This is a genomic window from Actinacidiphila sp. bgisy144, from assembly GCF_057708105.1.
In genome coordinates, this window is sequence record NZ_JBYIRM010000025.1 from 93,746 (window position 1) to 117,707 (window position 23,962).

General features: G+C 74.9%; 19 protein-coding genes and 1 pseudogene. 4 read left to right on the top strand and 16 right to left on the bottom strand.

The features are described from left to right. Positions 1-3 precede the first annotated feature (3 nt). Entirely contained in the window at positions 4-1,641 is a 1,638-nt protein-coding gene (locus tag AC3EVP_RS26180; protein ID WP_443033973.1) for a protein kinase domain-containing protein, read from the bottom strand. Between the two features lie 260 nt (positions 1,642-1,901). Here AC3EVP_RS26180 and AC3EVP_RS26185 point away from each other — a divergent pair, with 260 nt between their 5' ends. Continuing rightward, complete coding sequence (locus AC3EVP_RS26185; protein ID WP_435133745.1) at positions 1,902-3,608, top strand: Stk1 family PASTA domain-containing Ser/Thr kinase; 1,707 nt, start codon at positions 1,902-1,904, stop codon at positions 3,606-3,608. Between the two features lie 116 nt (positions 3,609-3,724). Here the strand turns inward: AC3EVP_RS26185 and AC3EVP_RS26190 are convergent, their stop codons facing one another. The 4 genes from AC3EVP_RS26190 to AC3EVP_RS26205 form a co-directional block, all read right to left on the bottom strand. Beyond that, a complete protein-coding gene (locus tag AC3EVP_RS26190; protein WP_335971917.1) occupies positions 3,725-4,282 on the bottom strand; it encodes a bacterial proteasome activator family protein in 558 nt (185 codons plus the stop codon). Between the two features lie 101 nt (positions 4,283-4,383). Continuing rightward, entirely contained in the window at positions 4,384-5,244 is an 861-nt protein-coding gene (locus AC3EVP_RS26195) for a hypothetical protein (RefSeq protein ID WP_435133749.1), read from the bottom strand. A gap of 148 nt (positions 5,245-5,392) precedes the next feature. Then, entirely contained in the window at positions 5,393-6,358 is a 966-nt protein-coding gene (locus tag AC3EVP_RS26200; protein WP_335971912.1) for an NAD(P)H-quinone oxidoreductase, read from the bottom strand. 11 nt (positions 6,359-6,369) lie between these two features. After that, entirely contained in the window at positions 6,370-7,314 is a 945-nt protein-coding gene (locus tag AC3EVP_RS26205; RefSeq protein ID WP_435133752.1) for a LysR family transcriptional regulator, read from the bottom strand. A 95-nt stretch (positions 7,315-7,409) separates the two neighbouring features. Here AC3EVP_RS26205 and AC3EVP_RS26210 point away from each other — a divergent pair, with 95 nt between their 5' ends. Next, positions 7,410-8,894, top strand: a complete 1,485-nt coding sequence (locus AC3EVP_RS26210) for an MFS transporter (RefSeq protein WP_435133754.1) — start codon at positions 7,410-7,412, stop codon at positions 8,892-8,894. Positions 8,895-8,933: 39 nt separating this feature from the next. Here the strand turns inward: AC3EVP_RS26210 and AC3EVP_RS26215 are convergent, their stop codons facing one another. The 6 genes and pseudogenes from AC3EVP_RS26215 to pdhA form a co-directional block, all read right to left on the bottom strand. Further along, positions 8,934-9,920 carry a potassium channel family protein gene (locus AC3EVP_RS26215; protein ID WP_435133804.1) on the bottom strand — a complete coding sequence of 329 codons (987 nt, stop codon included), beginning with the start codon at positions 9,918-9,920 and terminating at the stop codon, positions 8,934-8,936. 125 nt (positions 9,921-10,045) lie between these two features. After that, positions 10,046-11,647, bottom strand: a complete 1,602-nt coding sequence (locus AC3EVP_RS26220; RefSeq protein ID WP_435133757.1) for a molybdopterin molybdotransferase MoeA — start codon at positions 11,645-11,647, stop codon at positions 10,046-10,048. Beyond that, a pseudogene (locus AC3EVP_RS26225) lies at positions 11,644-12,626 on the bottom strand (NTP transferase domain-containing protein). Before AC3EVP_RS26225 ends, AC3EVP_RS26220 begins: the two are co-directional and overlap by 4 nt. A 17-nt stretch (positions 12,627-12,643) precedes the next feature. Beyond that, a complete protein-coding gene (locus tag AC3EVP_RS26230) occupies positions 12,644-14,032 on the bottom strand; it encodes a dihydrolipoamide acetyltransferase family protein (RefSeq protein ID WP_435133760.1) in 1,389 nt (462 codons plus the stop codon). Further along, positions 14,032-15,003 carry an alpha-ketoacid dehydrogenase subunit beta gene (locus tag AC3EVP_RS26235; RefSeq protein WP_335972225.1) on the bottom strand — a complete coding sequence of 324 codons (972 nt, stop codon included), beginning with the start codon at positions 15,001-15,003 and terminating at the stop codon, positions 14,032-14,034. Before AC3EVP_RS26235 ends, AC3EVP_RS26230 begins: the two co-directional genes overlap by 1 nt. 83 nt (positions 15,004-15,086) lie before the next feature. Then, entirely contained in the window at positions 15,087-16,187 is a 1,101-nt protein-coding gene (pdhA, locus tag AC3EVP_RS26240) for a pyruvate dehydrogenase (acetyl-transferring) E1 component subunit alpha (protein WP_435133763.1), read from the bottom strand. Positions 16,188-16,369: 182 nt separating this feature from the next. On the opposite strand from pdhA, the gene AC3EVP_RS26245 reads away from it, so the two are divergent. Then, entirely contained in the window at positions 16,370-16,894 is a 525-nt protein-coding gene (locus AC3EVP_RS26245; protein WP_335971899.1) for an Lrp/AsnC family transcriptional regulator, read from the top strand. Here AC3EVP_RS26245 and AC3EVP_RS26250 read toward each other — a convergent pair. Further along, positions 16,879-17,493, bottom strand: coding sequence for a TetR/AcrR family transcriptional regulator (locus AC3EVP_RS26250; RefSeq protein WP_435133766.1), 615 nt, complete (start codon positions 17,491-17,493; stop codon positions 16,879-16,881). The two genes, AC3EVP_RS26245 and AC3EVP_RS26250, sit on opposite strands and share 16 nt — an antisense overlap. Next, on the bottom strand, positions 17,490-19,019 hold the full coding sequence (locus AC3EVP_RS26255) for a 3-hydroxyacyl-CoA dehydrogenase (RefSeq protein ID WP_435133769.1): 1,530 nt from the start codon (positions 19,017-19,019) through the stop codon (positions 17,490-17,492). The genes AC3EVP_RS26250 and AC3EVP_RS26255 overlap by 4 nt, the downstream gene beginning before the upstream one ends. A gap of 166 nt (positions 19,020-19,185) precedes the next feature. On the opposite strand from AC3EVP_RS26255, the gene paaN reads away from it, so the two are divergent. Further along, positions 19,186-20,862, top strand: a complete 1,677-nt coding sequence (gene paaN, locus AC3EVP_RS26260) for a phenylacetic acid degradation protein PaaN (protein WP_335971892.1) — start codon at positions 19,186-19,188, stop codon at positions 20,860-20,862. Between the two features lie 53 nt (positions 20,863-20,915). On the opposite strand, the gene AC3EVP_RS26265 is transcribed toward paaN, so the two are convergent. Genes AC3EVP_RS26265 through AC3EVP_RS26275 form a run of 3 tightly spaced genes read right to left on the bottom strand, consistent with a single transcriptional unit; the run spans position 20,916 to position 23,879 of the window. Then, positions 20,916-21,713 (bottom strand): TrmH family RNA methyltransferase, encoded by a 798-nt coding sequence (locus tag AC3EVP_RS26265; RefSeq protein WP_435133772.1) that lies wholly within the window; start codon positions 21,711-21,713, stop codon positions 20,916-20,918. Between the two features lie 43 nt (positions 21,714-21,756). Further along, positions 21,757-23,133, bottom strand: coding sequence for an HTTM domain-containing protein (locus AC3EVP_RS26270; RefSeq protein ID WP_435133807.1), 1,377 nt, complete (start codon positions 23,131-23,133; stop codon positions 21,757-21,759). Further along, a complete protein-coding gene (locus AC3EVP_RS26275) occupies positions 23,130-23,879 on the bottom strand; it encodes a DUF5819 family protein (RefSeq protein WP_435133775.1) in 750 nt (249 codons plus the stop codon). Before AC3EVP_RS26275 ends, AC3EVP_RS26270 begins: the two co-directional genes overlap by 4 nt. Positions 23,880-23,962 lie beyond the last annotated feature (83 nt).

Sequence of the window (23,962 nt, forward strand, 5' to 3'; positions counted from 1 at the left end):
CCGTCAGCCGGTGGCGCCGGACGAGTCCCCGCCGGTGGCGTCCGCGCCGGCGCTGCTCCCGCTGCTGCTGCCCTCGCTGCTACCGGTGCTGGTGCCGGTGCCGCCGGCGTCGCCGCCGGCGGACGTACCACCCGTGGTCGGTGCGGTGGTGGGCGGCTTCGTGGTGGGGGCGGTGGTGGGCGGCTTCGTCGTGTGGGTGGGGGCCGTGGTGGGCGCTGTGGTGGGAGCCGTCGGCGAGGAGGTGGTCGGCTGGTCGGTGGGGGAGTCGCTGGCCTCGCCGGAGTCCGTGGGCTCGTCGGAGACCTGGCCGGAGGAGTCGTCGGACGGCTGGTCCGTGCTGTCGTCGGACGGCTGGTCGGCGGCCTGCGAGGTGCTGGGCGGAGGGGTGTCGTCGGTGGTGGTGCCGCCGCCCCCGCCGCCGCCCCTGGTCGCGAGGTAGACGCCGAGCGCGATGGCGAGCACCGCGGCGATCACGAAGAGCACCGGCTTGACCCAGGGGCTGCCGCCGGCCGGCGGCTTCTCGCCGTACCCGTGCACGTCGTCGTCGCCGCCGACCCCGGAGATCCCGCCGAGCAGCGGGCCGATCTCGGCGGTGGAGCCGTTCTGCGGGTGGCCGCCGCTCTGGGCGACCACGGTGGGCGCGGTACCGGTCTGGCGGGGCGTGACGGCGGTGACCGCGCCGGTGTTCCACTGGCCGCCGGTCCAGCCGCCCTGCTGGAGGAGGGTGTGGTGGGCGTACCCGACCAGCGCCCGCATCTCCTCGGCGTTCTGGAACCGGGCCTCGGGCTGCTTGGCGAGCGAGCGCAGCACCAGGCCGTCCAGCTCCGGCGGCACCCGGTCGCTGATCTGCGACGGGAGCTGCGGCTCGTCCTGCACGTGCTGGTAGACCACCGAGAGCGGGGTCTCGCCCACGAACGGCGGCCGCAGCGTCAGCAGTTCGTACAGCAGGCAGCCGGTCGCGTACAGGTCGCTGCGGTGGTCGACGGTCTTGCCGAGCGCCTGCTCGGGGGAGAGGTACTGCGGGGTGCCCATCACCATGCCTGTCTGCGTCATGGTGCTGGCCGCCCCGTGCAGCGCCCGGGCGATGCCGAAGTCCATCACCTTGACCGCGCCGGTGGTCGTGATGATGACGTTCGCGGGCTTGATGTCGCGGTGCACGATGCCGGCGCGGTGGCTGTAGGCGAGCGCGTCCAGCACACCGGAGACGATCAGCAGCGCCTGGTCGACCGGCGGCGGGGTGGGCCCGGTGAGCAGGTCCTTGATGGTGTGGCCCTCGACCAGCTCCATCACGATGTAGGGGACGGTACCCGTACGGGTGATGTCCTCGCCGGAGTCGTAGACCGCGACGACCGCGTGGTGGTTGAGGCCGGCCACCGACTGGGCCTCGCGGGTGAAGCGGGCCCGGGCCACCTGGTCCTCGGCGAGGTCGGAGCGCAGCAGCTTGACGGCGACGATCCGGCCGAGCCGGACGTCCTCCGCCGCGAAGACCTCGGCCATGCCGCCGCGCCCCAGCCGTCCGGTCAGCCGGTACCGGCCGTCGCCGATCACCGCTCCGGGGCCCCAGGGACCGCCTGCCTCCGACGGTTCGATGCCGGCGGCCGTCTCGTTCGGGTCGACCATCAGTCCTCGTCGTCCGTCCATGTCGTGCGAGCCGTGTGGCTGCGGGCCTGTCGTACGCGTCGCTGCTGTCGCTGTCCTGGTGCGCCACCGTACCGCTTTTCCGCAGGGTGATCCGGTGCGCGTCCGGCTGCCGTACAAAGGTCACCGCATTGTGCGCGGACGATGCGTATCAGGTGACGAGATGGTCAACGAACTTGACGTGCAGGTGCGATAAGCGAGACTTGGCGGGCAAGCTCGGGGACTGGTCTGTCCCGGTCCACTTCCAGGGGGTAGCAGTACTGATGAGCGGGGACGCCACACAGGGCGGGTTCACGGGGCGCTCGGTCGGCGGCGGGCGGTATGTACTGCGCGACCTGCTCGGGCAGGGCGGAATGGCGTCCGTACACCTGGCACACGACACGGTGCTGGACCGGCCCGTGGCCGTCAAGACCCTCCACACCAACCTCGGCACCGAGCAGTCGTTCCGGGAGCGCTTCCGCCGCGAGGCCCAGTCCGTCGCCAAGCTCAACCACACCAACATCGTCTCGGTCTTCGACTCCGGCGAGGACATGATCGACGGCCAGATGGTGCCGTACATCGTGATGGAGTACGTCGAGGGCAAGCCGCTGGGCGACGTACTGGCCGCGGACATCGCCCAGTTCGGCGCGATGCCCGCCGACAAGGCGCTGAAGGTCACCGGCGACGTGCTGGCCGCGCTGGCGGTCAGCCACGAGATGGGCCTGGTGCACCGCGACATCAAGCCGGGCAACGTGATGGTCACCCGGCGCGGTGTGGTCAAGGTGATGGACTTCGGCATCGCGCGGGCCATGCAGTCCGGTGTGACGTCGATGACGCAGACCGGCATGGTGGTCGGCACCCCGCAGTACCTCTCGCCCGAGCAGGCCCTGGGCCGCGGCGTGGACGAGCGCTCCGACCTGTACTCAGTCGGCTGCATGCTCTTCGAACTGCTCACCGGCCGGCTGCCGTTCGACGCGGACTCGCCGCTGGCCATGGCCTACCAGCACGTGCAGGAGACCCCGCCGGCCCCCTCCACGGTCAACCAGGCGCTGGGCCCGGCCATCGACGCGCTGATCGCCCGCGCGCTGCGCAAGAACCCGGCCGAGCGCTTCCCGACCGCCGACGCGATGCACGACGAGATCGAACGGGTGCTGGGCGCCACGCAGAGCGGCGCCATGCCGGTGATCACCGGCAACCCGGTGGGCGGCAACCGCGGCGAGGGCGTGGCCGCGTCGGTCTTCCCGGCCCAGCCCGGTCAGGTGCCGCCCCCGGCGCAGCAGGTACAGACGCCGTACGCGCCGACCCCGCAGCCGGGCTACGGGCCGACGACCCCGCCGCCGTCGGCGTACGGCTACCCGCAGCAGGGCGCCCAGACCCCGCCGCCCACCCCCGCGTACAACCTCGCCCCGGCCCCGGTGCCGCAGCAGCACCCGATGAACGGCCCGGGGGTCCCCGGCGGCCCCGGCATGGGCGCGCCGAACCGGCCGGGCCGCGGCGGCGGCCGGTCGTCCAATACCCCGCTGGTCGTGGGCGTCGTGGTGGCCGTGGTGGCGATCGCGGTGATCGTGGGCGTGGTCGTCGCCATGACCGGCGGCGGCGGGGGCGGCGACACCACCGCGGACCACACCGCCCAGCCGGACGTCAAAACCAGCACGTCGGCGACGGCCAGCGCGTCCGCGAGCGACGACGTGGTCCAGGGCGACCAGACCCGCACCATCGAGACCAACGAGTGCACCGACGCCCACAACGACTTCATCAACCCGGACAAGCCCGATGTCGCCACGATGCCGGACTTCCACACCGACTACGTCGACTCGGTCGTCGCCTGCATGAAGGCCGCGGGCTGGAAGTACACCATCAAACACACCAACGAGCAGCTGTGGGGCAAGGGCTCCGTGACGAGCCAGTCGCCGTCCGCCGACGACGACTACGACCCGAAGACCGACGGCCCGGTGACCATCTGGGTGTCGACGGGCAAGAGCTCCGACTGACCGCCGGCCGCCAGGCCGCGCACCCCCGTACCCCCCGCACATGGCGAAGGGGCCCTCCTCCCGCGGGGAAGAGGGCCCCTTTCGCTGTCGCTCACGGTGTCACCGCCGGGCGGCGCTCACAGGTAGGGCCCGCCGGAGCGGCCCGCCGGACCGCCCTGCTGCTCCTCCTCGAGGCCTCCCGCGCCGGGCGGCAGGGCGCGCCGCATCTGCTCCAACTGGGCCCGCGCGGCCATCTGCTGGGCGAACAGCGCGGTCTGGATGCCGTGGAAGAGCCCTTCGAGCCAGCCCACGAGCTGCGCCTGCGCGATCCGCAGCTCCGCCTCGCTGGGCACGCTGTCGTCGGTGAACGGCAGCGACAGCCGCTCCAGCTCCTCGACCAGCTCCGGGGCGAGCCCCGCCTCCAGCTCCTTGACCGAGCCCGCGTGGATCTCCTTCAGCCGGACCCGGCTGGCCTCGTCGAGAGGAGCCGCCCGCACTTCCTCCAGGAGCTGCTTGATCATGCTGCCGATCCGCATCACCTTCGCCGGCTGCTCGACCATCTCCGTCACCGGGATCTCACGGGGCTCCTCGCCCTCGCCCGGCGAGCCGCCGAGCGCCATCCCGTCCGGCCCGACGACCAGGACCTGCGGGTTCTGCGCGTTCTCCGTCGACCGTTCGTTCATCGGCATCTCCATACGGCCATTGTCCCGCAGTGGCGCCGCGAGCCACGACCCCGGGACGGCGCACGGCCCGCAGCCGTTGTCCACCGCGGCCGGACGCCGGTCACGGGCCGCGGTCACGGGCGGCGCAGCCGCACCCCGAGGAACCCCAGCCCCAGCCCGACCAGCACCAGGCCGGTGCCGAGCGTCGTCACCCGCGGCACCGGGCGGCCCGCGGTGACGAGCGGCACCGCCTGGTCGGCCTGGTCGGCCTGTTCCGCGGCGGGCCGGGCCGCGCCCGCCTGGGACGACGGCAACGGGGTGGCGGCGGGCTCTCCGGCGCCGGTGCCGGCCGGGGCCTGGGGCGCGCCGCCGGTGGTGGGGCGGTGGACCGGGGTGTGCGGGGGCCGGGGCGCGCGGGGGGTTCCGGCGGCGGGCGCGGTCCGCCTCTTCGCCGTTGCTTCTGTCTTCACCTTCGCCTTCGCGGTGGGCGCGGCGTGGCCGGGGTGGTGTGGTGCGGGGGCGGTGGAGGGCGCGGCGGAGGGGGCGGGAGTCTGTGCGGGGTGGGGCGCGGCCGGGCCGGCGGGGGCGGGAGGCGCAGCGGGCGCCGGGGGAGCGGTGGCGTCCGGTACGGCGAAGCTCGGCAGCGTCAGGACGGTGCCGGTGGCGGGGTCGGCGTCCGTGCCGGTGCCGGTCAGGGGCAGCGGGCGCGGCAGGACGGGGGCCTGCGGACGGGCGGCGGGCGGCGCGGCGGGGCCGCCGGGAGCGGCGGACCCGGCGTGCGGACCGGACGCAGGACCGGAGCCGGCCCCGGAACCCGCGGCCGTACCCGTACCGGAACCCGCGGCGGAGGGGGCCGAGGGTGCCGGTCGAGGTGCGCCCGGGCCGGGGCGGCCCGGACTGTGCTGCTGATGTGCGCCCGGGTGCGGCGCGCCCTCGGCCGCCCACGTCGGCGCCGCCGTACCGAGCAGCGCGGCGCCCAGCACCGCCGTGCCCACCGCCGCTTGCCGTACCCGGCCCCGCCTGTGCTCCGCCGCCCACCGCACGTTCGCGCCTCCCGCACCCGCCGTGTGTAGGACAAGCGTCACATGATGTGGCGAATGCGGCATTACGGGCGGGCGGTGGTACGTCCGCGGCTCGCCGTTCTCAGACCGTCAGCAGGATCTTCCCGATGTGGGTGCTGGACTCCATCAGCCGGTGCGCGTCGGCGGCCTGGGCGAGCGGGATCGCGCGGTCGACCACGGGCCGCACCGTGCCCGCTTCGATCAGCGGCCAGACGTGCTGGCGGACCGCGGCGACGATCGACGCCTTCTCGGCCGGCGGGCGGGCGCGGAGCGTGGTGGCGGCGACGGCACCCCGCTTGGCCATCAGCTTCGCGAGGTTCAGCTCGGCCTTCACGCCGCCCTGCATGCCGATCACCACCAGGCGGCCGCCGGGCGCGAGCGCGTCGATGTTGCGGTCCAGGTACTTCGCGCCCACCAGGTCCAGGACGACGTCCGCGCCGTCGGGGCCGAGCTCGGCGACGAAGTCCTGCCGGTGGTAGTCGATCAGCTGGTCCGCGCCCAACTCCCGGCAGGCGTCGAGCTTCTCCGGGCTGCCCGCGGTGACCGCGACCCGCGCGCCGACCGCCTTCCCGAGTTGGATGGCCATGGTGCCGATCCCGCTGGACCCGCCGTGCACCAGCAGCGTCTCGGTGGGCCGCAGATGGGCCACCATGAACACGTTCGACCAGACGGTGGCGGTGACTTCGGGCAGCGCGGCCGCCGTCACGAGGTCGACGCCCTTGGGTACGGGGAGCAGTTGGCCGGCGGGCACCGCCACCTTCTCGGCGTAGCCGCCGCCCGCGAGCAGCGCGCACACCTCGTCGCCGACCGCCCAGCCGGACACACCGGGGCCGGCGGACACGATCCGGCCGGAGCACTCCAGCCCGGGGTAGGGCGCGGCACCGGGCGGCGGGTCGTAGTGGCCCTGCCGCTGGAGGAGGTCGGCGCGGTTCACCGCGGCGGCCGCGACCTCGACCACGACCTCACCGGTGCCGGCCACCGGATCGGGTACGTCCGCCCAGGTCAACGCGTCCGGGCCGCCGGGCTGGGGAATCGTCATCGCGTACATGCGAAGGCAGGCTACTCCGCCGCGGACCGCTCCCCCACGAGCGCGCGGGGCCTGTCGCCGGCCAGCACGGCCAGGGTGTCGCGCAGCCAGCGGTGCGCGGGGTCGGCGTCGTGGCGTACGTGCCAGGACATGTCGAACCTCACCGCGGGCAGGCGCAGCGGGATCTCGTGCACCGCCAACCGCAGTGCGGCGGCGGCGCGTTCGGCGAACCCGGAGGGCACGATCGCGTACGCGTCGGTCTCCAGCGCGAGGAAGCAGGCCGCACCGAAAGTCGGCACCGTGGCCAGCACCCGCCGTTCCAGGCCGAGTTCGGCGAGCCGGTCGTCGATGACGCTGCGGGCGCGGCCGTGCCGGGAGACGGTGACGTGGGGGAGGGCGACGAAGCCGGCGGGGGAGAGCGGGGCGGATGCCGGGCCGCGCGCGGGGGAGTCGCCCCCGGGCCGTACAGCGGCGACGTACCGGTGCTCGGCGAGGTGGGCGGTGCGCACGTCCGGCGGAGTCTCGGGCAGGGCGCCGAGGTCGAGGTCCACCCGGTCGCGCAGGTCAGCCGGGTCCTCGTCGCCCTCGGGCAGGATGCGCAGCCGCACCCCCGGCGCCTCGCGGGCGACCCTGGCGAGCAGCGCGGCGCCGAGCACCACGGCCACGCTGTCGTTCGTCCGGATCACGAAGTCCCGCTGCACCTCGGCGAGGTCGACCGGGGGAGGCGGGCGCAGCGCGGCCAGCGCCTGGCCGAGCGCGGCGGCCGCCTGCGGGCGCAGTTCCCGGGCCCGCGGGGTCAGCGCCATCCCGCGGCCCGAGGGCACCAGCAGCGGGTCGCCGACCACCCGGCGCAGCCGGGCGAGGGTCCGGCTCATCGCGGACGGGGAGACGTTCATGACGGCCGCCGCGCCTGTGACGCTGCCCTCGCGGAGCAGCGCGTCCAGGGCGGGCAGCAGGTTCATGTCCGGCAGGAGCATGCGGCCAGTCTCGCACCGAACGTTGCGCGCCATGCAATGGTCGTATGACAACCAGGACCTTGTGATCAACGGTGGCCGGATTGCACGCTGAACACGTGATCAACGCACCGAAGCACTCGGGACCTGGACAGCAGCGCACGGACGAGGGCGCAAGCGTGGACCTGGACATCGGTCCGGGGGCCCTGACCGGGATCAGCCCGCGGCAGCGCGCCGTCGGCCTGCTCGTGGCCGGCTGCTTCTTCATGGAGAACCTCGACGGCACCATCGTGTCCACCGCCGCGCCCCGGATCGGCGCGTCCCTCGGCGTCTCCGCCACCGCGGTCGGCCTGGTCGTCACCGCCTACGTCCTCACCCTCGCCGTCCTGGTGCCGCTGAGCGGCTGGCTCACCGCGCGGTTCGGTGCGCGCCGGATCTTCCTCTCGGCGATCGTGCTCTTCACGGCCGCCTCGCTCGCGTGCGCCGCCGCGTCCGACCTCGGCGAACTCGTCGCGCTGCGCGTCCTGCAGGGCGCGGGCGGCGCGATGATGGTGCCCGTCGGACGGCTGGTGGCCCTGTCGGGGGCCGCCAAGCCCGACATCCCGCGGATCGTGTCGTACATCGTGTGGCCCGCGCTGATCGCGCCGGTGGCGGCGCCGCTGCTCGGCGGTGTGATCACCACGTACGCGAACTGGCACTGGCTGTTCCTGATCAACATCCCGCTCGGGCTGGTCGCGTTCGCCGCCGCCTGGCGTCTGATCGAGGGCGGCCCGGCCAACGGGACGGGCCCGCTGGACTGGCTCGGGCTGGTCTGGACGTCGGCGGGGCTGGGCGCGCTGACGTACGCCGGGCACCTGCTGGCGGACTCCGGCACGCCGCTGCCGCTCGCCGCCGGTCTCGGCACGGCCGCCCTGCTGCTGATCGCGCTCGCGCTGCGGCACCTGCGGCGGGCCGCGCACCCGCTGATCGACCTCGGCACGCTCACCACGCACACGTTCCGCGCGTCCGTCTCGGGCGGCTCGGCCTTCTGGATCTCGGTCGCCGCGGTGCCGTTCCTGCTGCCGCTGCTCTTCCAGGAGGTCTTCGGGTGGAGTGCGGTGCGCTCGGGCGCGCTGGTCCTCTTCGTCTTCGTCGGCAACATCGGCATCAAGCCCGCGACCGGCTTCCTCTTCGGCCGCTTCGGCTACCGCACGATGCTGGCCGCCTCCGGCGTGGTGCTGGCCGCCACCATGGCCGGCTGCGCGTTCCTCACCTCGGGCACGCCCCTGTGGCTGATCGGCGCCCTCGTCACCCTCAGCGGCGCCGCCCGCTCCGTCGGGCTGACCGGCTACAACACCCTCGCATTCGCCGACGTGCCCGCGGAGCGCATGCGCGACGCCAACACCCTCAACGCGACCGCCACCCAGACCGCCGCGGGCCTCGGCGTCGCCGCCGCCCCCGTCGCTCTCCGCCTCGGCTCCCCCCTGACCCACCACCTCCTGGGCCACGCCTCCCCCGCCCTCTCCTACAGCGCCGCCTTCGCCCTGCTCGCCCTGCCCGCCCTCGCCGCCACCACCAACGCCACCTGCCTCCCCGCGACCGCCGGCGACGTCCTCCGCCGCTGACCCGGCAGGGCGCGGCTGGCGCGCGGGCCCCGCCGGGTCTCAGGTCGTCCGGTGGATCGCGATCAGCCGGTCCCCCGCCCGCAGCGCCCCCAACTGCGGGTCGTCGTGGCCGAGCAGTTCCTCCCCGCGCCGGACCGACACCACCAGGTCCGCCAACTCCCTGGGCGCGCTGCCGACTTCGGCCGGCTCCACCGCCCGCTCGATGAGATCCAGCCCGCTGCCGTAGGTGATGAGGTCGTCCATCACCCGGCCCGCACTCGGACTGAGCATCGACATCCCGAGCAGCCGCCCCGCCGCACTCGAACTCGTGATCACCGCGTCGGCCCCGGACTGCCGCAGCAGCGGCGCGTTCTCCTCCTCGCGCACGGACGCCACGATCCGCGCCGTGCCGTTGAGCTGCCGCGCCGTGAGCGTGACCAGCACCGCGGTGTCGTCGCGCTGCGCGGCGATCACGATCTGCCGGGCCCGGCCGACCTCCGCCCGCAGCAGCACCTCGTTGCGGGTCGCGTCGCCGCTGACCGTCACGAACCCCTCGTCGGCCGCGGCCTGCGCCACCTTCGGCACCGGGTCCACCACCACGATCCGCCCCTGCGGCACGCCCCGCCCGATCAGGGTCTGCGCGGCGGACCGCCCCTTCGTCCCGAACCCGACGATCACCACATGGTCGTGCAAGGCGCTCCTCCAGCGCTTGAGCCGGTACTGCTCCCTGGTGCGCTCGGTCAGCACCTCCAGGGTGGTCCCGACCAGGATGATCAGGAAGATCACCCGCAGCGGCGTCACCAGCAGCGTATTGGTCAGCCGCGCCGCGTTGCTGTACGGGACGATGTCGCCGTAGCCGGTCGTGGACAGCGTCACCGTCGAGTAGTAGAGCGCGTCCAGGAACGACAACGAGCCGCCCGCGGCGTCGTGGTAGCCGCCGCGGCCGACGTAGACGACGGCCACAGTGATCGCCAGCACCAGCAGCGCGAGCAGCAGCCGGCGGATCACCTGCTTGAGCGGCCCGGCCGCCGGACGCGGGAGCAGCACCCGGTACGCGGTGCGGACCCCACTGCCGCCCTCGGCACCGCCGTGGCCCGCGAAGTCGCCCTCGGGGTACGGCGGATACGGCTCCGGGCCCGTCCCGTCCGCGCCGCGGGAACCACGGGACAGCCTCACCGCGCGCTCCCCCGAGCCGTGTCGGCCATCCCGATGTCCAGCACCTTGACCTCCTGACCCGCCGCCGCCCCGCCCGGCGGCACCACCGCCATCCCGTGGGCGCCGGCCAGCCCGCGCAGCATCGCCGAACCGGCGTGGCGCAGCGGCCGCGCGGCCGCCCGGCCGTCGAACACCACCGGCACCAGGCGGGTGTCGCTGGCGTGCCCGCCGACGTCCTCGGTGAGCGGCGCGGTGTACGACGCGGGGGCGGGGTGGCCGCCCAGAGTACGCAGCAGGGGCGCGACGAGCGTCAGCACCCCGGCGGCGGCGGCGAGCGGGTTGCCCGGCAGGCCGATGAAATGGCTTCTGCGGGGCGGGACTTCGGCCCCGGTGTCCTCCCCCTCCGCGGCGGCCGCGGTACCGCCCGGGCCCGGGGTCCCGCCCGGGCCGCACGGGAACTCGGCGAGCAGCATCGGGTGCCCCGGCCGTACGGTCACCCCGTCCACGCGCAGCCGCGCGCCGAGCCGGGCCAGCGCGCCGTGCACATGGTCGCGCGGGCCGCTCGCGGTGCCGCCGGTGGTGACCACCAGGTGCGCGCCGCGGGTCGCGACGGCATCGGCGATCGCCGCGCGCAGCGCCTCCGCGTCATCCGGCAGCGTCCGTACGGCGACCACGTCCGCGCCCAGTGCGCGCAGCCACGGCGGCAGCATCGGGCCCAGCGCGTCGCGGACCAGGCCCTTGCCCGGGCGGCCCGCGGCAAGCAACTCGTCGCCGAGGACGAGCAGTTCGACCCGCGGCCGGGCCACCACCGCCAGGTCGTCGTACCCGGCGGCCGCGGCGAGCCCCAGCACCGCGGGTGTCACCGTCGCCCCCGCGGGCAGCAACTCCTGGCCCGCACGGCACTCCTGGCCGCGCCTGCGCACCTCCTGGCCCGGCACCGGCACCGGCTGGTCCGCGGCGACCTGCAACCACTCGCCGTCCGGCCGCAGTTCGACCGCGCCGTGCTCGTTGCGCAGCACCGCCACGGCACCCGGGGGGAGTTCGGCGCCGGTCGCCACCCGCACCGCGTGCCCGTCGGCGAGGCGGGCATGCGGCGCCTGGCCGGCGAGCACCTGCCCGGTCAGGTGCCAGGGCCCGGGGCCGGCGAGCGCCCAGCCGTCCATCGCCGAGGAGTCGAACGGCGGCAGGTCCGTGAGCGCCGCCAGGCCGTGCGCGAGTGCGGAGCCCAACGCCTCGTCGCTCAGCGGGACATGCACCGGGTCCAGCCGGCGCGCGGCGGTCAGCGCGGTGTGGCGCGCCCTGAGCCAGGCGGTGCCCGACCGCCGGAAGACGGTTGAGGCGGGGGCGTGCAGGTGCGGAGCGCTGTCGGGGTCGGGGTCGGGCCCGGGGTCGGCGCCGGTCTCCGGTGCGGCGGGGGCCGGGTGGGTGCGGCGGCGCAGGTAGTCGGTGAGGCCGAGGCCCTCCAGGTACGCCCGCACCGAAGGGTCGGCGGTCAGCTCGGCGAGGCTGGGGTCCATGTCCTCGGCGGCGGGCGGGGCTTCGGGGGAGCCGTTGCCGTCGGGTCCGGCTTCGGGGGAGCCGTTGCCGTCGGGTCCGGTGCCGGGGCCTGGCGAACTCATTCCGGGGCGCCCTCGGTGCCGGCCCTCGGTCCGTCCTGCTCCGCCGCGGCAGCTTGTTCAGCCTGTTCGGCCTGTTCGGCCCACCGTACGGCCAGTGCCGCGGCCTTCTCCGCCGCCGCGCGCACCTCGTCCGGGCCGCCGCCCGCGCGGCCTGCGGCATAGCCGACGAGGAACGTGGTCAGCGGCGCCGCCGGCCGCGCCACCCCGTGGGCCGCGTCGCGGGCGAGGTCGAGCAGGACGCCGGTGTCCACGTCGAGGTCGATGCCCAGTTCGGTCTTGGCTGCTGCGATCCATTCGTCCAACACAGGCCCATCGTCCCTGATCCCGGCGCGGGCGCCACGCAGGCTCACCCCTCGGGCCGGCGCTCCAGGCGGGCCCGGGCCGCCGCGACGTCAGCCCAGGTGTCGCAGTCGAAGGAGGCGTCGCCGGTCGGGTCGGCCATCCTGCGCAGCGCCAGCCCGCCGGTGAGCAGCCGCAGCGGCAACCCGCCGAGGCTGCCGTACTCCCCCGCGAGCAGCGCCAGTTCGCGGCGCAGCGGCTCCACCCGGTAGGCGGCGGCGAGCGGTTGGTCCCGCCCGTCGGCGTCGGTGAGCAGCACCCCGTCGGCCCCGCGCTCGGCGGCGGCCGCGGTGTCCGCCAGCGCGCCGACCGCGGCCGGGGTCAGGAACGGCAGGTCGGCGGCGAGCACCACGACCACGTCCGCGCCCGGCGTGTCCGGCCCGGGGGCGTCCAGCGCGGCTAGCCCGGCGGCCAGCGCCGGGACCGGTCCGCCGCCGGGCGGTTCCTCCCGGACCCAGCGCACCGGCCGGGCGGTCGGCCGCCGGGGGCCGACCACCACCGTGGCGCCCGCGGCCGCGCAGGCCGCGAGCACCCGGTCGAGCAGCGGGCGGCCGCCGACCGCCAGCGCGGGCTTGTCGGTGCCGCCGAGCCGGCGGGCGGCGCCGCCGGCCGGCACCACCGCGTCGTAGCGCGTCGTCATGCCCGCGAGTATGCCGGTCAGACCGCGGCGAGCAGCACCGCCGGGTCCTGCACGCAGTCGGCCACGAACCGCAGGAAGCCGCCCGCCGTGCCGCCGTCGCACACCCGGTGGTCGAAGGTGAAGGACAGCTGCACCACCTGCCGCACCGCCAGCTCCCCCTGGTGCACCCACGGCTTGGCCGCGATCCGGCCGACCCCGAGCATGCCCGCCTCGGGGTGGTTGAGGATCGGCGTGGAGCCGTCCACGCCGAACACGCCGTAGTTGTTGAGGGTGAAGGTCCCGCCGGTCAGCTCGGCCGGCGTCAGCGCGCCGGTCCTGGCGGCTTCGGTCAGCCGGGCGATCTCCGCGGCCAGTTCGGCTGTGGTCCTGGCCTGAGCGTCCCGCACCACCGGCACCACCAGCCCGCGGTCGGTCTGCGCGGCGAACCCCAGGTGCACCGCGGGCAGCCGGACGATCTCGCCGCGCGCGGTGTCGACCGCCGCGTTCAGCTCCGGGTGGCGGGCCAGCGCGGCGGTCACGATCCGGGCCAGGAGCGCCAGGACCGAGATCCGGGTGCCGGCCTCGCCCGCGGCCGCGTTCATGGCCGCGCGGGCGGCGAGCAGCGCGGTGGCGTCGGCGTCGACCCAGCAGGTGGCGTCGGGGATCTCCCGCCTGCTGCGCGCCAGCTTCTCCGCGACCGCGCCCCGTATCCCGCGCAGCGGGACCCGCACCTCGCCGTCGACGGCCGGCCGGGCCGCTGCCGCCGGAACGCTGCCGCCCTCGGTCCCGGCCCCCGCGAGGGCGCTCGCCGCGCGGTCCACGTCGGCCCGCAGGATCAGCCCGTCGGGGCCGCTGCCGGTCAGTGTCCGCAGGTCCAGGCCCTTCTCCCGGGCGATGCGGCGCACCAGCGGCGAGATGACCGCGACCGGTCCGCCGTCCGGGTGAGCGAGGTCCCCGCGCGGGGGCTCGGCCGTATTCGCCGCGGGCCCGGCAGCACTCGTCGCGGGCCCGGCCGTACTCGGGGCCGCCGCCGTCTCGTGTCCGACCGCCGCGCTCACCGCGCGCACCCGGGCGCGCCTGCGGCTGACCGCCGCCTGGGTGCCGTAGCCGACCAGGACGTTCCCCGAACCCTCGTCCTCGGCGGCGGTGTCCTTCCCGGACGGCTGCTCCGCGGACGGGTCCGCGCCGACCGCCACCGTCACCAGGGGCCGCCCGACCGCCAAGGTGTCGCCCTGCGCGCCGTACCGCGCGGTGACCACCCCGCCGTAGGGGCAGGGCACCTCCACCACGGCCTTCGCGGTCTCCACCTCGACCACCGGCTGGTCCACCGCGACGACCTCGCCGACCTCCACCAGCCACCGCACGATCTCCGCCTCGGTGAGCCCCTCACCGAGGTCGGGCAGGGTGAACTCCTTGACGGCGGCCATCACCCCTCCTCCCACTGGAGGCGGCCGACCGCGTCCAGAATCCGGTCCACACCGGGCAGGTGGTGCCGCTCCAGCATCGGCGGCGGGTAGGGGATGTCGAAGCCCGCCACCCGCAGCACCGGCGCCTGGAGGTGGTGGAAGCACCGCTCGGTGATCCGCGCCGCGATCTCCGCGCCCGCGCCGCCGAACCCGGACGACTCGTGCACCACCACCGCCCGACCGGTGCCGCGCACCACCTCCGCGACCGTCTCCTCGTCGAAGGGCACCAGGCTGCGCAGGTCCACCACGCCCAGGTCCCAGCCCTCCTCCTTCGCCACCTCGGCGGCCTCCAGGCACACCGGCAGCGACGGGCCGTACGTGATCAGGGTGGCGCCGCGGCCGGCGCGCCGCACCACCGCCCGCCCGATCGGCGGCACCGGGGCCGGCGCCTGCGGCGACCAGTCGGCCTTCGACCAGTACAGCCGCTTGGGCTCCAGGAACACCACCGGGTCGTCGGAGGCGATGGCCGCCCGCAGCAGCCCGTAGGCGTCCTCGACGGTCGCGGGCGTCACCACGTGCAGCCCGGGGGTGTGCAGGTAGTACGCCTCGGAGGAGTCGCTGTGGTGCTCGACGCCGCCGATGCCCCCGCCGTAGGGGATGCGGATCGTGATCGGCAGCGGCAGCGCGCCCCGGGTGCGGTTGCGCATCCGGGCCACATGGCTGACCAACTGCTCGAACGACGGGTAGGCGAAGGCGTCGAACTGCATCTCGACCACCGGCCGCAGCCCGTACATCGCCATGCCCACCGCGGCGCCGAGGATGCCCGCCTCGGCGAGCGGGGTGTCGGTGCAGCGGTCGTCGCCGAAGTCGCGGGCCAGGCCGTCGGTGATCCGGAAGACGCCGCCGAGGGTGCCGACGTCCTCACCCATCACATGGACCGCCGGGTCGGCGGCGAGCGCGTCCCGCAGCGCCTGGTTGAGCGCCTGCGCCATGGTGGCGGGCTTGGCCGCGGGGGCGGCGGACGCGGCGGGAGCGTCCGGTGCCGCGGCGGGGGCGGCCGCCTGGGAGGCAGGGCTCATGACCGCTGCTCCGCTTCCAGTTCGGCCCGCAGCATGGCCTGCTGCTCGCGCAGCTGCGGGGTGGGTTCGGCGTAGACGTGGGCGAACAGGTCCGCCGGGTCCAGCCGGGGGTCGTCGTGCATGCGGGCGCGCAGGTCGGCGGCGAGTGCCTCCGCATCGTCGGCGGCACGCTGCCGCAGGGCGTCGTCGAGCAGGCCGCGGCCGGTCAGCTCGCGCTCCAGCAGGGTGACCGGGTCGTGCGCGCGCCAGGCGGCGACCTCGTCCTCATCGCGGTAGCGCGTCGCGTCGTCGGCGTTGGTGTGCGCGTCGATCCGGTAGGTGACCGCCTCGACCAGGGTGGGGCCGCGGCCGGCGCGGGCCCGCGCCACCGCCTCGGTGAGCACCTGGTGGACGGCAGCCGCGTCATTGCCGTCCACGAGACGGCCGGGCATGCCGTAGCCGACCGCCTTGTGGGCGAAGGTGGGAGCGGCGGTCTGCTTGGCCAGCGGCACCGAGATCGCGAAGCCGTTGTTCTGCACCAGGAAGACGACCGGGGCCTGCCAGACGGCCGCGAAGTTCAGCGCCTCGTGGAAGTCGCCCTCGCTGGTGCCGCCGTCACCGACCATCGCCAGCGCCACCACGTCGTCCCCGCTGAGCCGGGCCGCGTGCGCGAGACCCACCGCGTGCGGCAGCTGGGTGGCCAGCGGGGTGCTCAGCGGCGCCACCCGCGCCGCGCGCGGGTCGTAGCCGGTGTGCCAGTCCCCGCGCAGCAGTGTCAGCGCCTCGACGGGGTCCACCCCGCGGGCGACCACCGCGAGGGTGTCGCGGTAGCTGGGGAAGAGCCAGTCCAGCGGGTCGAGCGCGAGCGCGGCGGCGACCTCGCACGCCTCCTGGCCGGTGCTCGACGGGTAGACCGCGAGGCGGCCCTGCTTGGTCAGGGCCGTCGCCTGCCGGTTGAACCGGCGGCCGCGGACGAGCTGCCCGTACAGCCGCGTGAGCAGCTCGGGGGCGAGCCGGGCGGCCTCGGGGGTGCCGAGCAGCCGGAACGGCTCCTGGTCGGGCAGCAGCGGCCCGGCCTCGGTGCGCGGGCGCCAGGCGGGGGTGTCCAGGACGGTCATCGCGAGCACCTCCTCGTGATCGGTGACCGGTGTCGGTCGGGTCGGCGAGCGGGTCCCGCTCTCCCAACCGATTGTTCGGTCGCCGGAGGCATTTTGGCTACGGGGTGGTTCGGCCTGTGGACAAACGGTTCTGCACAGCCTGAGATGGAACCAGTACGTCCATGCTAGGCAGTCGCGGGGGGATGGCGAGAGAACGAATGGCCGACGACGCACGAGGGGTCCGCCCGCTGGACCCGATCGACCGCATGATCCTTCGGCTGCTCCAGGAGGACGGCCGGGCGTCGATACGCTCCGTGGCCGAGCGGGTGCACGTCTCGCGCGCCAACGCGTACGCCCGGATCAACCGGCTCGTCGAGGACGGGGTGATCCGGGGGTTCAGCGCCCGGATCGACCACGAGCGGGCCGGGCACGGCGCCTCCGCGTACATCACGCTCAAGATCGTCCAGAACTCGTGGCGCACGGTACGGCAGAAACTCGTCACCCTTCCGGGGGTCGTCCACATCGCACTGGTCAGCGGCGACTTCGACGTCCTGCTGCTGGTCCACACGGTCGACAACCGCAGTCTGCGCGAGCTGGTGCTCACCCGGCTCCAGGCGATCGAGGAGGTGCTCAGCAGCCGCACGCTGCTGGTCTTCGAGGAGACCGACCTCGTGGTCGGCGACTGGCCGGAGCGCGAGGGCGGTCCGAGCGGCTACCCGGTGGTCTGAGAGGCGTCCGGCGGTATGCGCAGCCCGTCGAAGGCCAGCCGCACCACCGCGTCCGCGAGCTGCTCGGCCTGCGCGGAGCCGCGGCCGTCCGGGCGGTACCACTCCACCACCGAGTTGATCATGCCGAAGAGCAGCCGGGTGGCGAGCCGGGGCTCCACGTCCGCGCGCAGGTCGCCCTCGGCGACGGCGTCCCCCAGCAGGGCGGCCACCCGCTGGTCGAACTCCCTGCGCCGCTCCATCGCCCACCGCTCGGTGCCGGTGTTGCCGCGCACCCGCAGCAGCAGGGTGACGTACGGCAGCTCCTCGACCAGCACGTCCGCGGTGCGCCGGGTGACGTACTCCAGCCGGTCCACCGCGCGGCCGGCGGTCGCGCCCGTCTCGTCGAGGATGCCGAACAGGCCCTCCAGGGCGCGGCCGACCGCCCGGTTGAGCAGTTCCTCCTTGCCGCGGACGTGGTGGTAGATCGAGGACTTGGAGATCCCCGCCGCCTGCGACAGGTGCTCCATGGAGGTGCCGTCGTAGCCGCGTTCGTTGAAGACCTCGACCGCTACGGCGAGCAGCGAGTCCGGCGTGTAGGTGTCGCGCTTGGGCATGGTCATGAGCAGACCACAGGTGGGGCCGCCGCCGCACGCCGCCTCAGCTCCGGGCTGGGCGCGTAGCGTCCGGTCGGGTACCAGGCGTGCAGGCCGTCCAGCAGGTCCCGCACGTAGGGCAACGAGATCCGCTCGCCCCACTCCAGCGGCCCGAGCGGGTAGTTCACGCCCAGCCGCATCGCGGTGTCCACGTCGTGCGCGGAGGCCACCTCGCGGGCCACCGCGTCCAGCGCGAAGTCCACCAGCATCGCCACGGTGCGGGCGACGACCATGCCGGGCACGTCCCTGATGACGCTGACCTCCTTGCCCATGGCCTGGAACAGGCCGGTCGCCGCGGCCACGGCGTCCGCGTGCACCCCGGCGCCCGGCGCGATCGCCACCCTGGCGGCGGCCCGGTAGTCCAGCGCCAGGTCGAACTGGATCGACGGCTCGCCCGGCAGCCGCCCGTCGGCCAGCCGCAGGGTGACGCCGCCGGGCAGCACGAACCCGTCCGGCGCCCCGGGAACGGCCTCCTGCCGGCGCACCTCCACCCGTGCCTCCGCCGCGAGCGCGGCCAGCTCCGCGGCCGGGCCGAGCGAGCCGCGCAGGGTGACGTACTCCGGCGCCATGGCGGCGTCCGCGGTGTGCGGCTCGGTGGCGGCCGCCACCTCGGCCGCTGCGTGCGCCGGGCCGTACGGGAACCAGCCGCGCCCGGTCTTGCGGCCCAGCCGCCCGGACTCCACCAGCCGGCGCTGCGCCAGCGACGGCCCGAACTTCGGGTCGCGGCCGTACGCCTCCCACACCGAGCGGGTGACCGCCTCGTTGACGTCCTGGCCGATCAGGTCGGTGAGCGCGAACGCGCCCATGGCGAAGCCGCCGCTGCCGCGCAGCACCGCGTCGATGGTGGCCGGGTCCGCGGCGCGCTCCTCGTAGACGCGCAGCGCCTCGGCGTAGAAGGGGCGGGCGACTCGGTTGACGAGGAAGCCGGGGGTGTCGGTGCAGCGCACCGGGGTCTTGCCCCAGGCGGCGGCGACGTCGAAGGCGGCGGTCACGGCGGCCGGGTCGCCCGCGGCGCCCGCCACGACCTCGACCAGCGGCAGCAGCGGCGCCGGGTTGAAGAAGTGCAGCCCGACCAGCCGGCCCGGGCGGCGCAGCCGGCCGGCCACCGCCGTCACCGACAGCGAGGAGGTGTTCGTCGCCAGCAGGCAGTCGTCCGCGACGACCTGCTCCAGTTCGGCGAAGAGCGCCTGCTTGACGGCCAGGTCCTCGACCACGGCCTCCACCACGAGCCGGGCGGGCGCCAGATCGGCGACGGTGGCCGCCGGCGCCAGCCGGGCGAGCGCGGCGGCGCGCTCCTCGGTGCCGAGCCGGCCCTTCTCCACCAGGCGGTCCAGCCGCGCGGTGACCGCCTCCACCGCGGCGGAGGCCCGGCCGGGCACCGCGTCGTGCAGCAGGACGCGGTGCCCGGCGACCAGCGCGACCTGCGCGATCCCCTGCCCCATGGTGCCGGCGCCGACCACGGCAACGGTGCTGGTCAGATCTGGTGCGGTCACGTTCGCTCTCTCCTCGCCGGGGTCGACGACGTCGTCCGCGCGGCGCCCGCGGCGCGGACGCGGAAGTTTTCCACAGGCCGGGACGGTCCCCCTTGTCCCGACCGAACATTCGGTTAATCTAGCCCTGTCCCCACCACTCAGCCCAGCTCGACGAGGAGTTGGTCCCATGACCGCCGATCTGTCCACCGAGCTCCTGGTCGAGCGCCACCGCGGCACCCTCGACCGGGCGCTGGAGGCCGTGCGGACCCGCGCGTTCTGGTCACCGCACCCCGAGCACCCCAAGGCGTACCCCGACGCGGAGGCGGGCCGCGCCGCCTTCGAAGCGCGCCTGGGCGCCGAGTTCCCGCTCGACCAGCCGGGCACCGACGCATGGGTGGGCGAGGAGCGGTCGCCGTTCGGCATCGAGCTGGGCATCCGGTATCCCCACCCCGACCCCGACGTGCTGCTGCCGGCCATGCGCGCCGCCGTGCCCGCCTGGCGGGTGGCCGGGCCCGAGGTCCGCGCCCTGGTCTGCCTGGAGATCCTCGCGCGGATCAACGCGCGGACCCAGGAGTTCGCGCACGCCGTGACGCACACCACCGGCCAGGCGTTCACCATGGCGCTCCAGGCCGGCGGCCCGCACGCGCAGGACCGCGGCGTGGAAGCGGTCGCGTACGCGTACGCGGAGCAGGTCCGCACCCCGGAGAGCGCGGAGTGGACCAAGCCGCAGGGCAAGCGGGAGCCGATCGGGCTGCGCAAGACGTTCACCGCGGTGCCCCGCGGCATCGGCCTGGTCATCGGCTGCAACACCTTCCCGACGTGGAACGGCTACCCCGGCCTGTTCGCCTCCCTCGCGACCGGGAACGCGGTGCTGGTCAAGCCGCATCCCCGGGCCGTGCTGCCGCTGGCGCTGACCGTCGAGACCGCCCGCGAGGTGCTCGCCGAGGCGGGATACCCGAAGGACCTGGTCTGCCTGGCGGTCGACCGCCCGGGCGAAGGGCTCGCCAAGACCCTCGCACTGCGCCCCGAGATCCGCATCATCGACTACACCGGCTCCACCTCCTTCGGCGACTGGCTGGAGACCCACGCCCGGCAGGCCCAGGTCCACACGGAGAAGGCCGGCGTCAACACCGTGGTGATCGACTCCACCGACGACTACCCCGGCATGCTCGCCAACCTCGCCTTCTCGCTGTCGCTGTACAGCGGCCAGATGTGCACCACCCCGCAGAACCTGCTGATCCCCCGCGACGGCATCGACACCGACCAGGGCCACCGCGGCTACGGCGAGGTGGTCACCGACCTCGCCGCCGCGGTCGACAAGCTGCTGGGCGACGACAGCCGGGCCAACGCCCTGCTCGGCGCGCTGGTCAACCCCGACGTCAAGGCCCGTCTCGACGCCGCCCCGGGCCTGGGCCGGGTGGCGCTGGCCTCCCGCGAGGTCACCCACCCCGACTTCCCGCACGCCGTGGTCCGCACCCCCGCGATCATCGCGCTGGACGGAGCCGAGCCCGAGGCCGAGTCCGCCTACCTCTCGGAGTGCTTCGGGCCGGTCTCCTTCGCCGTGGCCGTCGACTCCACCACCGCCGCGCTGGAGCTGCTGCGCCGCAGCATCCGGGACCAGGGCGCCATGACCGTCGGCGGCTACACCACGTCCGAGGAGGTCGAGCGGGAGCTGGAGGAGGTCTGCTTCGAGGAGTGCGCCCAGCTGTCCTTGAACCTCACCGGCGGGGTGTACGTCAACCAGACCGCCGCGTTCTCCGACTTCCACGGCTCGGGCGGCAATCCGGCGGCGAACGCCGCACTGTGCGACGGCGCCTTCGTCGCCAACCGCTTCCGGGTGGTGGAGGTGCGCCGCCCGGCCTGAGCGGCGCCCGGCGCGGCGCGCGTGGACCGCGGCGGGCCGGGCCGCCTCCCGGCTCAGCCGCGCCCGGGCACCAGCGGCGAGCGCGAGGTCGCCGCCCAGTGGTAGAGCGCCATGCCCACGCTGGTGGCGAGGTTGTAGCTGGAGACCTGCGCGCGCATCGGCAGGGAGACCAGCTCGTCGGCCTGGTCGCGCAGCTCGGCGGAGACGCCGTGCCGCTCGGAACCGAAGACGACGAGCGCGCCGTCGGGCAGCCCGGTGTCGCGGATGTCCGCGCCCTCCGGGTCCAGGACGTAGCGCGGCCCCGGCGGCAGCTCGGCCGGACCGGCGTGCTCGACGGCGGTCGCGTAGTGCAGCCCGGCGCCGGACCGTACGGCGTTGGGGTGCCAGGGGTCGAGGTCGCCGGTGGTGACCACCCCGGTGGCGGCGAAGCCGGCGGCGAGGCGGACCACGGCGCCGACGTTGCCGAGGTTGCGCGGCCGGTCGAGCACGACCAGCGGGGCGAGCCGGGGCAGGCGGTGCAGCGCGGCGAGGTTCGCGGCCCGATCCCGGCGGACGGCGAGCGCGGCCACCCCGGTCGGATGCACCCGGGGCACCAGGTCGCGCAGCACCTCGCCCGGCACCTCGGCGACCCGCGCGGCCAGTTCCGCGCCGAGGTCGGGCGCCAGCTCGTCGGCCAGCCGCAGCAGCCCGGGCCGGTCGGCGGTCACCGCGACCGCCACGTCCGCGCCGAAGCGCAGCGCGTGCTTGAGGGCGTGGAATCCGTCGAGCAGCACACAGCCGGGCCCCGCCGCCCGCCATGCGCGCACCGCGGCCGCGCCGCCCTCCGCCCGCGCGGCCTCGTCCTCGGTCATGCGCCCACCCTACGGGCCGGCCGGCGCCTGACCCGTACGGCCGTCAGGTGAGGGCGGACGGCGGCGGGCCGACGGCCGGCTCGGCCGGGTCCTCGACACGCGGCCTGGGCAGCACCCCGGCGGCGGACTCCCGTACCCGGCGGCGGCTGACGGCCTGGTACTCCGCCCACAGCAGGAACCCGGTCGGCAGGAACACCGCGTCCGCGGAGATCATCGCCAGCGAGAAGAACGGCAGCCCCAGCACCACGGCGATCGAGGCGTGCTCGATCATCATCCCGACCAGCAGCACGTTCTTCACCCGGCGGTTGAAGAGGGTGAAGGGGAAGGCGACCTGGACGATCACCGTGCCGTAGGTGATCAGCATGACCACCACGGCATGGCTCGCCATCGTGTGGGACAGCGCCGGCCAGGGCGTGAAGTCGTCCAGGTGCAGCGGGTAGTACAGCGCGGTGCCGTCCTGCCAGCGGCTGCCCTGGATCTTGTACCAGCCGGCAGTGGAGTAGATGAGGCACACCTCGGCCACGATCACGAGCATCGCGCCGTTGTGCACGACGTTGGCGACGATCTCGAGCACCGTGCGCGGCTCGCCGGGCGCGTAGCGGCGTACCGCCCACCACACCGCCTGACCGGCCCAGCAGGCCCAGAAGACCAGGTCCCAGCCGTTGCTGAGCTTGCCGCCGAGGGTGGCGCCGAGCAGTACGGCGCCGAACACCACCCACAGCGCGATGCCGACCGGATCGACACCGGCGCGCGCCGCGACGGGGGCGGCCGCGGCTACGGGTGCGGGTGCGTCCGCCCCGACGGGCTCCGCCGTTTCCTCCGCCGCTGCCGCCTCCGCCGCTTCCGCTTTCGCCCGGGCCGCCTCCGCCCGGCGCCGCGCGCGGCGGCTGTCGAGCGACCAGACCAGCCCGCAGCGGGTGAAGGCGAGGTAGATCGCGAGGATGTGGACCACGTTGTCGCCGCCGTCGCCCATGAACACGCTGCGGTTCTGCAGCGACAGCACCCCGACCATGAACATCAGCGCGGACGTCCGCGTCCGCCACCCGAGCACCAGCGCGGCGCTGGACAGGATCGCGAAGGCGTAGCCGATCTCGAACCAGGCGCGGCTGTCACTCCACATCAGCACGCTGAACGCGTGGTTGCCGGCCAGCAGCCGCTGCGCCAGGTCGAACCCCCAGGCGCTGTGCGGGCCGTAGAGCGCGCCGCGGTGCGGGAACTCCCGCAGCAGGAACAGCAGCCAGGTCAGCGAGACGCCGATCCGCACCACCGCGCTCTGGTACGCGCCGATGGAGGTGCCGGTGACGCGGGTGAGCCCGCGCGTGACGGCGCGGTCGAGCGCGGAGCTGACGCTCGCGAAGCTGGGGGTCGCCGGGACGTGCCGCCCGGCGCGGGCCTCGGTGCGGCCGCCGGGCGTGCTCATGAGGAGGCCCCCTGCCGGGCGGTGGTGGTGGAGGTGGAAGTCGTGGTCGGGGTCGTGGTGGGAGTCGTGGAAGTCGTGGAAGTCGTGGTCGTACCCGTCCCCGTGGACCCGTCTACGACCCACCAGGGGAGCGTGCGGTACTGGGTGGTCGGCCGGGAGAGTCCGGCGGCGCTCCAGGTCGGCTGCCCGACCGGGGTGGTGGCCGCACGGGCCTGGACCCGGACCACGGTGCCCCCGTTCAGTTCGGTGCCCAGCCGCCCCTGGACGATGCGCTGGAGGTAGGTGCGGCTGAGGTCGCCGCCCACGGGATTGGTGGGCTGCTCCTGGGCGTCATGGGTGTCGGTGTAGTAGCCCCAGGCGCGGCGCAGCTCGTTCTGCTGGGTGTGGCTGGGGACCGGGTCGTGCCGCATGGCGGCGATGTCCATGCCGGTCAGGTCCACCCAGCCGGTGGTCTCGGTGCCGCCGCCGGGCTTGCTCACCTCGGCGCGCGCCTGGATGTGCACGTTCTGCTGGAGCGGGTCCGGGGCGAACAGCTTCCAGTTCTGCTCGAACTCCGGGTAGATGTAGTCGTTGACGGCGGCCGCGTGCTCCTTGCTGAGCGTGTTCGAGGGCGCCACGTACAGGAACACCATCGCCAGGTGGAACAGCGCACCGACCGCGACCGCGCCCACGACCAGCGCCACCACTATCCGCCCGGGCAGCGACAACCCCGCCACACTGGGCGGCGGCCCCTCCGTTGGCCCCATCCGACTCTCCCCGCTCTCCGCTGCGCCCGGGTGCCGACCCTAGCCACCCCGGGACCCCGGCGGTGACCTTACCGAGTTATCCA

Excerpts from the sequence above, each read along its gene's own strand:
- AC3EVP_RS26250 (WP_435133766.1), bottom strand. The coding sequence starts at position 17,493 with ATGACCATGCCCAAGCGCGACACCTACACGCCGGACTCGCTGCTCGCC.
- pdhA (WP_435133763.1), bottom strand. The coding sequence starts at position 16,187 with ATGACCGTCCTGGACACCCCCGCCTGGCGCCCGCGCACCGAGGCCGGG.
- AC3EVP_RS26275 (WP_435133775.1), bottom strand. The coding sequence starts at position 23,879 with ATGGGGCCAACGGAGGGGCCGCCGCCCAGTGTGGCGGGGTTGTCGCTG.
- AC3EVP_RS26190 (WP_335971917.1), bottom strand. The coding sequence starts at position 4,282 with ATGGAGATGCCGATGAACGAACGGTCGACGGAGAACGCGCAGAACCCG.
- AC3EVP_RS26230 (WP_435133760.1), bottom strand. The coding sequence starts at position 14,032 with ATGGCCGCCGTCAAGGAGTTCACCCTGCCCGACCTCGGTGAGGGGCTC.
- AC3EVP_RS26180 (WP_443033973.1), bottom strand. The coding sequence starts at position 1,641 with ATGGACGGACGACGAGGACTGATGGTCGACCCGAACGAGACGGCCGCC.
- AC3EVP_RS26270 (WP_435133807.1), bottom strand. The coding sequence starts at position 23,133 with ATGAGCACGCCCGGCGGCCGCACCGAGGCCCGCGCCGGGCGGCACGTC.
- AC3EVP_RS26235 (WP_335972225.1), bottom strand. The coding sequence starts at position 15,003 with ATGGCGCAGGCGCTCAACCAGGCGCTGCGGGACGCGCTCGCCGCCGAC.
- AC3EVP_RS26185 (WP_435133745.1), top strand. The coding sequence starts at position 1,902 with ATGAGCGGGGACGCCACACAGGGCGGGTTCACGGGGCGCTCGGTCGGC.
- AC3EVP_RS26245 (WP_335971899.1), top strand. The coding sequence starts at position 16,370 with ATGGCGAGAGAACGAATGGCCGACGACGCACGAGGGGTCCGCCCGCTG.
- paaN (WP_335971892.1), top strand. The coding sequence starts at position 19,186 with ATGACCGCCGATCTGTCCACCGAGCTCCTGGTCGAGCGCCACCGCGGC.
- AC3EVP_RS26265 (WP_435133772.1), bottom strand. The coding sequence starts at position 21,713 with ATGACCGAGGACGAGGCCGCGCGGGCGGAGGGCGGCGCGGCCGCGGTG.
- AC3EVP_RS26220 (WP_435133757.1), bottom strand. The coding sequence starts at position 11,647 with ATGAGTTCGCCAGGCCCCGGCACCGGACCCGACGGCAACGGCTCCCCC.
- AC3EVP_RS26205 (WP_435133752.1), bottom strand. The coding sequence starts at position 7,314 with ATGCTCCTGCCGGACATGAACCTGCTGCCCGCCCTGGACGCGCTGCTC.
- AC3EVP_RS26200 (WP_335971912.1), bottom strand. The coding sequence starts at position 6,358 with ATGTACGCGATGACGATTCCCCAGCCCGGCGGCCCGGACGCGTTGACC.